Origin of the sequence: Mesorhizobium sp. M2A.F.Ca.ET.067.02.1.1 (assembly GCF_004023285.1) — a bacterium.
Taxonomy (GTDB): domain Bacteria; phylum Pseudomonadota; class Alphaproteobacteria; order Rhizobiales; family Rhizobiaceae; genus Mesorhizobium.
Genome location: NZ_RZSB01000154.1, coordinates 1 through 9,704 on the forward strand (window position 1 = coordinate 1; position 9,704 = coordinate 9,704).

Genomic DNA, 9,704 nt, shown 5'->3' on the forward strand with positions numbered 1-9,704 from the left:
ACGACAAGCTTCTTCACCGAAAGCACGGGCGCTTCCCCGTCTGGGACCGGCGGTCGGGAGGTGGCCGTGACCCGGGGCGGTGCGTCGGTTCCCGCGAAGGCGCCGAGGCGCGGCACGGCGGCGAGCAGTTCGCGGGTGTAGTCGGCTTGCGGCCGCTCGAAGATGTCGAGCACGGGGCCCGCCTCGACGATCCGTCCATCGCGCATGACGGCCACCCGGTCGGCCATCTCGGCGACGACGCCCATGTCGTGGGTGATGAGGATGATGGCGGTGCCGAACTCCCGTTTCAGTTCCCGCATCAGCTTCAGGATCTGCGCCTGCACCGTCACGTCGAGCGCCGTCGTCGGCTCGTCGGCCAGAAGCACTTTCGGCCGGCAGGACAGCGCCATGGCGATCATGACGCGCTGGCGCATGCCGCCGGAGAGCTCGTGCGGATATTGTTTCATGCGTCGCGCCGGGTCGCTGATATGCACGACATCCAGCATGTCGCGAGCGCGCTGCTCGACGCTTGAAGCTTCCGCGCCCTGGTGGATGCGGATCGCCTCGGTCAGTTGCGCACCGATTGAGTGTACCGGGTTGAGCGACGTCATCGGCTCCTGGAAGATCATCGCGATCTCGCCGCCGCGCACGTCGCGCATGGCGCGCTCCGGCAGGCGCGGAAGCGACTGGCGTTCGAGCCTGATGTCGCCGCCGGCGATGCGCAGCGAGGCACGCGGCAACAGGCGCATGATCGAAAGCGCCGTCACCGACTTGCCCGAGCCGGACTCGCCGGCAAGGCAGAGCGTCTCGCCCGGCGCCAGCGCAAAGCTGATGCCGTCGATGACGCGCCTTGCGCCTTGCGGCGTCAGCGCGTCCACCGACAGGTTCTCGACGGTCAGGACAGCATCTCTTCCTCGCCCGGAACCATCCGCCATCAATTGAAGACGATCCTCGGAAAATAGAACGAGACGACCCAGTTCGGCATGTCGACGATCTCGCTGATGCGCAAGTCACCGCAGACCGAGCAGAGCATGTAGGCGTCGACCGGCTTCAGCCCATGGTCGGCGGCGAGCAGGTCGACCATGCGCATCACGCTTTCGCGCGCCGCGGTCATCAGGTCCGGTCCGACGCCGGTGGTGACCTCGTAGCCCGCCTCGTCGAGATGGCGGGTCACCGGTCCCGGCGTGGTGAAGCGCGGGCTTTCCAGCCGCGCATCTTTGACCAGCTCGATCGTCGCCTCGACGTCCATGCGGCTCTCGATCGCTGTGCCGCAGACCTCGCCATCGCCTTGAGCGGCGTGGGTGTCGCCGATCGAGAGCAGCGCGCCTTCGACCTCGACCGGCAGATAGAGCGTGGTGCCGGCGGCGAGATCGCGGATGTCGAGATTGCCGCCGACCCGGCGTGGCGGCACCACAGAATGCAGGCCGGGTTCGGCCGGTGCCACGCCGATGGTGCCGGCAAAAGGTTTCAGCGGCACGCGCCCGCCCGGGCCATAGAGCGCCGGCGCCATCGAGGCGGCATCATATTTCCAGATGTGCAGCGCCGGCTCCTTGAACTGGTCGGCGAGCAGCCCGAAGCCCGGAATGTTGGCGGTCCAGCCGAGGCCCGACGGTTCGAAATGGCGCAGCGTGATCTTCAGCGCATCGCCGGGCCTTGCGCCCTCGACATAGACCGGTCCGGTCACCGGATTGACCTTGCCGAAATCCAACGTCTTGACATGCTCGACCGTGGAGTTCGCGTCGAACTGTCCGCCGCCGGAATCGAGGCACTCGAAATGGATGGTCGAACCCGGCCTGGCCGTCAGCGCCGGCTCGAAATCGCAGTTCCAGCCGAAATGGTGGCTGGCGCGATGAATGGTGTAGTCGCACTTCACGCACATGGTTGTTGCTTCTCGTTTGTTTTTGGCAAGCCGCCCTCCCGTTTCGGCGGCATCATTGAAAGGCGGCCGGCGGCGGGCTGGACGTCCGCCACCGGCAAATGAGACGGCCTATTTGTTCACATAGATCGCTTCGTAATTGATGACGCGGGTCGGATCGATATAGATCTCATCCGGGCCGCCCATGCGCTTGGCCTTGGCCACCACGCGGCGTTCGTTGAAGACCGGAATCCAGGGCGCGTCATTGGTCTGGATGTCGGTGAAGATCTGCGCCCAGGCCTTGTTGCGCTCCTCGGCCTTGGCCGGCACCGGCAGGGCGTCCGCCGCCTGGCCGCGGGCGTCGATGTCCTTGTTGCAGTACCACGACCAGTTCCAGCCGCCGGCAACCGCGCTGCCGCAGCCGAGGATCGGCCCGTAGAAGTCGGACGGATCCGGGAAGTCGGCGATCCAGCCGAGCCCGCCGGACCAGACCATCGGCGCCTGGCTCTGCGTGCCGCCGGCGGCAATCACGTTCGGATTGGCCACCGCCTTGATCTCGGCCTTGACGCCGATCGCCGCCAGATCCTGCTGGATCGCCTGCGTGATGCGTGGCTGCGGATCGGTGTTGGAGGTGTAGATCTGCGTCGAGAAGCCGTCCTTCAACCCGGCCTCGGCAAGCAGCGCCTTGGCCTTTTCGGGATCGTAGGCATAGCCCTTGTAGTTCTGGTCGTAGCCCGGCATCAGCGGCGGCAGCACCTGGCTTGCCGGCGTGGCGCGGCCGTTGATGATGCGCACGATGCGGTCCTTGTTGATGGCCATGTTGATGGCCTGCCGCACCTTGGCGTTGTCGAAGGGTTTTACCTGCGTGTTCAAAGTGACGTAGCTGGTTTCCAGCTGTTGGCGGTCGACGATCATGCCCTCGAACTCGGGCGACTTCTTCATTTCCAGATATTTCGCCGGCGGAATGCCGTCGCCGGCAATGTCGACCTCGCCCTTCTGCAGGCGCAAAAGCGCCACCAGCGGTTCCTGGCCGATCTCGATCGTGAAAGAGTCGACATGCGGCCGGTCCTTGATGAAATAATCGGGGTTCTTCTGGAAGACGAGGCGCTGGCCGATCGTCCATTCCTTCAGCGTGAAGGCGCCGGAGCCGACCGGATGCTTGCCGAAGTCGCCGCCGGCGGCTTCCACCGCCTCTTTCGGCACGACGGAAGCGAAGTTGAGCGCCAGCACGTTGAGGAAGGTGGCGTCGGGCTGCGACAGCGTGAACTTCACTGTATGGTCGTCTATCGCCGTGATGCCCTCCATCGTCTCGGCGGTGCCGGCGGTCATCTTGTCGGCGCCGACGATCGAGTGGAAGAAGCCGGCGCCCGGGCCTTGCGTCTTCGGGTTGACGGCGCGCTCGATCGACCATTTGACGTTCGCCGCCGTCACCGCGCGGCCGTTGGTGAACTTGACGCCGGGATGCAGCTTGAACGTATAGACCTTGCCGTCGTCGGAGACGTCGTAGCTGTCGGCGAGCGACGGCCCCAGTTCCGTCGTGCCCGGCTTGTAGTCGACCAGGCGCGAGAACAGGGCGTTGATCATCGACCAGTTCTGCCAGTCATAGCCGATGGCTGGATCAAGCGTGGCGATGTCGTCCTTGTAGGTGACGATGATGTCGCCGCCATTGGTCGGCGTGTCGGCGAAGGCGACGGGCACCAGGGCCGAGGTGGCGAGCAAGGCCGCCAGGCCCATCTTTCTGACGAATTTGTTCATTGAGTTCACTCCTCTGTTGGTCTTGTTGGTTATTGGCTGCGGATGCGGGGGTCGACGAACGGGGCGACGAAGTCGGCGAGCAAATTGCCGAGCACGATGGCCAGGGCCGAGACCAATGTGACGCCCATGATGATCGGCACGTCGACCTGCTGGATGGCCTGCCAGGCGAGCTGGCCGATGCCGGGCCAGCCATAGACGGCCTCGACCACGACCACGCCGCTCATGAACTGGCCGATGTCGATGCCGACCATGGCGATGATCGGCAACAGCGCGTTGGGCAGCGCGTGGCCGAGCACGACGCGACGGCCGCTGAGCCCCTTGGCATGCGCGGTGCGCACATAATCCTGGCGCAGCACCTCGATCATGGCGGAACGCACCATGCGCGCATACCAGCCGGCGCCGAGCACGCCGAGCGTGAGCGCCGGCAGCACGACATGCCGCGCCGTGCCGAAGCCGGACATCGGGAACCAGCCGAGCGTGGCGGCAAAGACATAGAGAAGCAGCAGCGCCACGACGAATTGCGGCGACGAGACGCCGACGAAGGACAGCATCATCACCGAGCGGTCGACGAAGCCGCCGCGCCGGACCGCTGCGATGATGCCGAAGGTAAGGCCGAGCGCGACCTCGACGACGATGCCGGCGGCCATGAGGATGAGCGTCGCCGGCAGCCGCGCCAGGATCAGCGGCAGCACCTCGGTCTTCTGCGTATAGGAGCGGCCGAGATCGCCATGCAGCAGGTTGCCGACATAATGCAGGAACTGCATGACCAGAGGCTGGTCGAGGCCAAGCTCATGCCGGATGGCGGCCACCATCTGCGGCGTCGCGGAGCGCCCGGCGATCAGCACGGCGGGGTCCGCCGGCAGGAAATAGAGCAGAAGGAAGGTGATGGCGGCGACGCCGAGCAGGATCAGCACGGCCTGGACGAGACGGCGGGCAAGGAAGAAGGCCATCGTCACAGCCTCCCGCGCTGGGTCGGGTCGAGGATGTCGCGCAGCGCGTCGCCGATCAGGTTGAAGGACAGCGCCGTGGCGACGATGATCGCGCCGGGGATGAACACCAGCCAGGGCGCATCCTGGAAATAGCTCTGGCTCTCGAAGATGATGTTGCCCCAGGAAGGCTGCGGCGGCTGCACGCCAATGCCGAGGAAGGACAGCGTCGCCTCGAGCAGCACCGTGGTGGCGATGCCGAGCGTGCCCCAGACGATCGCGGTCGGCATCAGGTGGGGAAGGATGTGCAGAAGGATGATGCGGCCATTGCCGGCGCCCAGCGAACGCTCGGCGACGATGAAGTCGCGTTCCACCAGGCCGCGCGTTTCGGTGTAGACGATGCGGGCGACCTGCACCCAGTTCACCAGGGCGATCACCATGGCGACGATCCACAGGCTGGGTCTCAGCAGCGCCGCGAGCGCGATGGCGAGCAGCAGCGCCGGAAAGGCCATCATCAGGTCGGTGAAGCGCATCAGCAGGTTGCCGGCGGCGCCGCGCAAATAGCCGGCGAGCAGCCCGACAAGCAATCCGATCGCGACGGCGACGCCGTTGGCGACGAGACCGATGATCAGCGACGTGCGGGCGCCGAACAGCACGCGGGCGAAGAGGTCGCGGCCGAGCGTGTCGGTGCCGAACAGATGGTCGCCGCCAGGCGGCAGCGGCGCGCCTTCGAGCGACAGGCCGTCGGCAAGCTGGTCGTCCGGCGAGAAATGCGCGATCCATGGCGCGAAGATTGCCGCCAGCAGGACGAGCACGACCACGATCAGCCCGAAAAGGGCGGAAGGCCGTCTTGTCAGTTCGTGCAGAACCCGCATGCCAGCGGCCTACATCGCGCGCGGCACGGGCTCATGCCCGGCAACTATGGAAGCGGCGACGTGCTCGACGGCAAGCCGGCGCTGCATGGCAAGGCGGCAGAGCGTGCGATAGGCGCCGGTCTCATCGCCGCCTTGCGCGGCCATGATCGAGCGCATCGCGTCGTAGACAATCGGTCTCAGCCGCAGACGCTCCTCCAGGCCGGCGATGCGCGCCTTGACGGCGGTTCGCTCATGGTGGGCGTGCGTGGCAAGCACCAGCGCCGGATAAACCGAGGAGGCGGTGACCGGCTTGGCGATGAGCGCGCCGGCGCCCTTGCCCAGCGCCCAGGCGATGCGGCCGGGCGCTTCGGAACCGAGCAGCGCGACCACCGGAACGGGCGCCTCGTCCCCGTCCCATGGCAAGAGATCATTCCACCCCTGGTCGGCGTCGACCAGGACGATGTCAGCTGGCGTTTCGGTGAGATCGAGCGGCTTCCACTGCACCAGGACGGTCACGCCGAGACGTTCGAGCTGACGCTTCAGGCGCTCGATATTGTCGTCGGCGCGATGCAGGATCGCGGCGCGCCAGGAAACGAAATTGGGCGTCCGCGTCATTGCACGACCCTCAGATGCGGGACGGGCTGGCTGGCCAGCGTGCCGACAAGATAGGGATCGGCGACGATCGCGCCATGCGAGGCGATGACGTCGAAGCCGGACTGTTCGTTGATGCGACCGAGATGGAAAGGCAGGGCCGCATGATTGGTGCGCGGGTCGATTGCGAGGGGTCCGAGCACAGTCTGTCGCGGCCCGGCGTGCAGGAAGCCGCGCACGCTGGCGGGGTCATCGCGATTGGCCTCGGTGATCGCCTCGGCGCAGAGCTTCACCGCCGCATAAGCGCCGGCGAAGAAGCTGGAGACGCGGCGTCCGGTGCCGAAACGGGCGGCGACGCGCTGCTTGAAAATCCGGTTTTCGAGCGACGCCAGGCTTTCGAAGTAAGAGGCTGTCGAGAGCTGGCCGACGGCTGTGCCCGGCTCGATCTCGCCGAGCTCGCATTCCGTCAGGTCGCAGCTCAGCACCGGGCAGCGTTCCGGCGCGAAGGCAGGATCGCGATCCGCCAACCGGCGCACAGCGGCCAGGAAGGCGTAGCTCGACGGGCCGATCATGTTGTTCAAGATGAAGTCGGGCCGGTGGCGCTCCAGATCGGCGATCAGCAGGCTGACATCGGTCTCCTCGATCGGCAAATAGCGCTCGCCGAGCACCTCGCCGCCGGCGCGCGTGAGAAGCTCGCGCGCCAGCCGGTTCATCTCCCAGCCCCAGACATAATTGGCGCCGGCGAGATAGACGCGCTTGCCGTAGCGGGGCAGCATGTGGTCGAACAGCGGTATCAGATGCTGGTTGGGACAGGCGCCGGTGTAGATGACGTTCTCGTTGGCCTCGAAGCCTTCGTAGGGGCAGATGTACCAGAGCAGCCCGTCATATTTCTCCACCAGCGGGATGACGTCCTTGCGCGACAGGGAGGTGATGGTGCCGATCACATTGCGGCATTGGTCGTCGCGCAGCATGGCGCGGATCAGATCGAGGTAACGCTCCGGCTGGCCGCCCGGATCGCCGAAGACCGGCTCGATGCGCACGGCGCTGCCGGCCTTCTCCAGCTCCTCGATGGCAAATTCGGCGCCGGCGCGGCAGTCGCGGCCGATCGCCCCGTAGGGACCGGTGGTCGAATAGAGGATGCCGACCCTGAACGTCTTCACCCGGACCTCAAAAAATAAAGGCCCCACACGCATCCCATGCTTTCACGAGACGCGGCGAGGCCATGTTGCCCTTGCCCGGCAATGCCGGACGCGATGTGTTACGCGGGAATTGTGCGCTTGCGAAATAGAACACGAGTGGACGCAGGCTTGTCAACGGTCCTGCGCGCGAATGGGTACAATGGCTTGGTGGTTTGCCCATCAAGCGACCGGCTCGCTCAAAGCCGCCACGGTTTTCAGCGGTGACGCCGCCGATGTTTACACTCTTGCCTCGGCAAAGATGCGGGACGCCCATTCCAGGAAGACGCGCAGCCGCGGCGCGAGCTGGCGGTTCTGCGGATAGAGCGCGAACAACGGCGTCGGCGTCGGCGGGAAATCCTTGAGAACCTCCACCAGCGTCCCGTCAGCCAGGTCTTTTTCGAGCCGGTAGCGTGGCGCCTGCAGAAGCCCGAAGCCCAGGCGCGCCAGATCGGCCGCGGTGTCGGAGTTGTTGACACGGACCCGGCCCGGCAATGTTACCTGGCGCAGGCCGGCGCCCATCGTGAATTCCAGCGGCAGCACCTCGCCTGTGCGCGAGGAGACGAAACCCGCGGCCTGGTGGCCTTCCAGCGCGTCAGGCGATGTCGGCGTTCCGTGGCGCTTCAAGTAAGCGGGACTGGCGCAGGTGATTTCTTCGATCATCGCCAGCCGCCGCATGATCATGCCGCTGTCCTGCGGTTCACCGGCGCGAATGACACAGTCGACGCCTTCGCGCACCAGGTCGACCAGCCGGTCGCCCTGGCCGATATGCAGATCGATGCCGGGATGGCGTTCGAGGAAGGCCGGCAGTTGCGGCAGCAGGAAGCGCTGCGTGAGCAGCGGATGCGCATCGATGCGCAACAGGCCGCGCGGCTCGGCGCTGCGGAACCCGGCCTCGGCATCCTCCACCTCGCCAAGGATCGACAGGCAGCGTTCGTAATAGGCCTGCCCGTCGAGCGTCGTGGCGACATGGCGCGTGGTGCGGTCCAGCAGCCTTGCCCCCAGATGCTCCTCCAGTTGCTGGATCGCTTCGGTCGCGGTCGAGCGTGGCAGGCCGAGATCGGCTGCGGCCGCGGTGAAATTGTGCCGCTCCACCACGCGCACGAACAGCCGCATCCTGTCCAATCGATCCATGGCCAATTGTTCGCTCTATTCGAATACTGCTGTCAATAGCCGGCCGATTATCCGGAAGACAGGGCGATCTATATGGGCTCCACACCAAACAAACGAACGGAGACCGATCATGCAAAAGACAAGAACCGCGATCGTGACAGGCGCATCGAGAGGCATCGGCGCCGCGATCGCCAAGCGGCTCGCCCAGGACGACATCGCCGTTATCGTCAATTACGCGCGGCAAGGACGCGGCCGGCGAGGTCGTCTCGGCCATCGAGGCTGCCGGCGGCACCGCTCTCGCGGTCCAGGCCGACATCGGCGAACCGACCGGCATGGCCGCCTTGTTCGACGCGGCTGAAAAGGCCTTTGGCAAGGCCGACATCCTCGTCAACAATGCCGGTATGATGCGGCTGTCGCCCATCGCCGACACCGACGACGCTGCATTCGAACGGCAGCTCGCCATCAATCTCGGCGGCACGTTCCGCGGCATGCGCGAAGCTGCAACGCGCTTGAACGATGGTGGCCGTATCATCAACTTTTCTTCAAGTGTCGTGGGCTTCTACCAGCCGGCCTACGGCGTCTATGCCGCGACCAAGGCCGGCGTCGAAGCGATGACGCATATCCTTGCCAAGGAGCTCGGCCCGCGCGGCATCACGGTCAACGCCGTCGCGCCCGGCCCGGTCGACACCGAACTCTTCACCGACGGCAAGAGCGCCGCGCAGATCGAGGCAATCACCAGGCTCATCCCGCTCGGCCGCCTCGGCCAGCCCGACGACATCGCCGGGCTCGTCGCCTTCCTTGCCGGCCCGGACAGCCAGTGGGTCAATGGCCAGATCATCCGCGCCAATGGCGGCGCGATCTGAAGGATTGAGGCTACCATGCAGCAGACAATTCTCATCACCGGCGCATCGAGCGGCTTCGGCGCCATGACCGCGAAGGCTCTCGCCAGGGCCGGCCACCGGGTCTATGCCTCGATGCGCGATCCGCAGGGGCGGGGCGGCGCCCCGGCGGCCGAGGTCGAAAGACTGGCCCGCGAGGAGAACCTGGCGATCCGCGCCATCGCGCTCGACGTGTTGTCGGAACCGTCGATCGAAGCGGCCGTGGAAACCATCCTCGCGGAAGCCGGCAGGATCGATGTCGTCATCCACAATGCCGGCCATATGGTGTTCGGACCGACCGAGGCCTTCACACCGGAGCAACTGGCGCAGCTCTATGACGTCAATGTGCTGGGGACCCAGCGCGTCAACCGGGCAGTCCTTCCCGCCATGCGCTCGCTTGGCCGGGCCTTGATGATATGGGTCGGATCGAGCAGCACGCGCGGCGGCACGCCGCCATTCCTCGCGCCGTATTTCGCCGCCAAGGCGGGCATGGATGCGCTGGCGCAGAGCTACGCGCTGGAGCTTGCCCGTTTCGGCATCGAGACGAGCATCGTGGTGCCGGGCGCCTTCACCAAGGG

General features: G+C 66.0%; 9 protein-coding genes and 1 pseudogene. 2 read left to right on the forward strand and 8 right to left on the reverse strand.

The window, feature by feature from the left end; translation table 11 throughout:
• The 8 genes from EOA28_RS13500 to EOA28_RS13535 all read right to left on the reverse strand — a co-directional run.
• Positions 1-914 (reverse strand): ABC transporter ATP-binding protein (locus EOA28_RS13500; RefSeq protein WP_148670708.1); only part of this gene is annotated, 914 nt, incomplete at its 3' end.
• Positions 914-1,858, reverse strand: coding sequence for an acetamidase/formamidase family protein (locus EOA28_RS13505; RefSeq protein WP_127251048.1), 945 nt, complete (start codon positions 1,856-1,858; stop codon positions 914-916). The genes EOA28_RS13500 and EOA28_RS13505, both read right to left, overlap by 1 nt.
• Before the next feature lie 108 nt (positions 1,859-1,966).
• On the reverse strand, positions 1,967-3,589 hold the full coding sequence (locus EOA28_RS13510; RefSeq protein WP_127251047.1) for an ABC transporter substrate-binding protein: 1,623 nt from the start codon (positions 3,587-3,589) through the stop codon (positions 1,967-1,969).
• A gap of 29 nt (positions 3,590-3,618) precedes the next feature.
• Positions 3,619-4,539 carry an ABC transporter permease gene (locus EOA28_RS13515; RefSeq protein WP_126064051.1) on the reverse strand — a complete coding sequence of 307 codons (921 nt, stop codon included), beginning with the start codon at positions 4,537-4,539 and terminating at the stop codon, positions 3,619-3,621.
• Between the two features lie 2 nt (positions 4,540-4,541).
• A complete protein-coding gene (locus EOA28_RS13520) occupies positions 4,542-5,390 on the reverse strand; it encodes an ABC transporter permease (RefSeq protein WP_128314953.1) in 849 nt (282 codons plus the stop codon).
• A 9-nt stretch (positions 5,391-5,399) separates the two neighbouring features.
• Positions 5,400-5,984: an ANTAR domain-containing protein gene (locus EOA28_RS13525; RefSeq protein WP_127251045.1), complete on the reverse strand. Its 585-nt coding sequence runs from the start codon at positions 5,982-5,984 to the stop codon at positions 5,400-5,402.
• Complete coding sequence (locus EOA28_RS13530; protein WP_245463398.1) at positions 5,981-7,120, reverse strand: transporter substrate-binding domain-containing protein; 1,140 nt, start codon at positions 7,118-7,120, stop codon at positions 5,981-5,983. The genes EOA28_RS13525 and EOA28_RS13530 overlap by 4 nt, the downstream gene beginning before the upstream one ends.
• A gap of 255 nt (positions 7,121-7,375) precedes the next feature.
• Positions 7,376-8,269: a LysR family transcriptional regulator gene (locus EOA28_RS13535; RefSeq protein ID WP_127251043.1), complete on the reverse strand. Its 894-nt coding sequence runs from the start codon at positions 8,267-8,269 to the stop codon at positions 7,376-7,378.
• Between the two features lie 109 nt (positions 8,270-8,378).
• Between EOA28_RS13535 and EOA28_RS13540 the strand changes: the two are divergent.
• Positions 8,379-9,111, forward strand: a pseudogene (locus EOA28_RS13540) (SDR family oxidoreductase).
• 15 nt (positions 9,112-9,126) lie between these two features.
• On the forward strand, positions 9,127-9,704 hold a 578-nt coding region (locus EOA28_RS13545), incomplete at its 3' end, for an SDR family oxidoreductase (protein ID WP_148670709.1).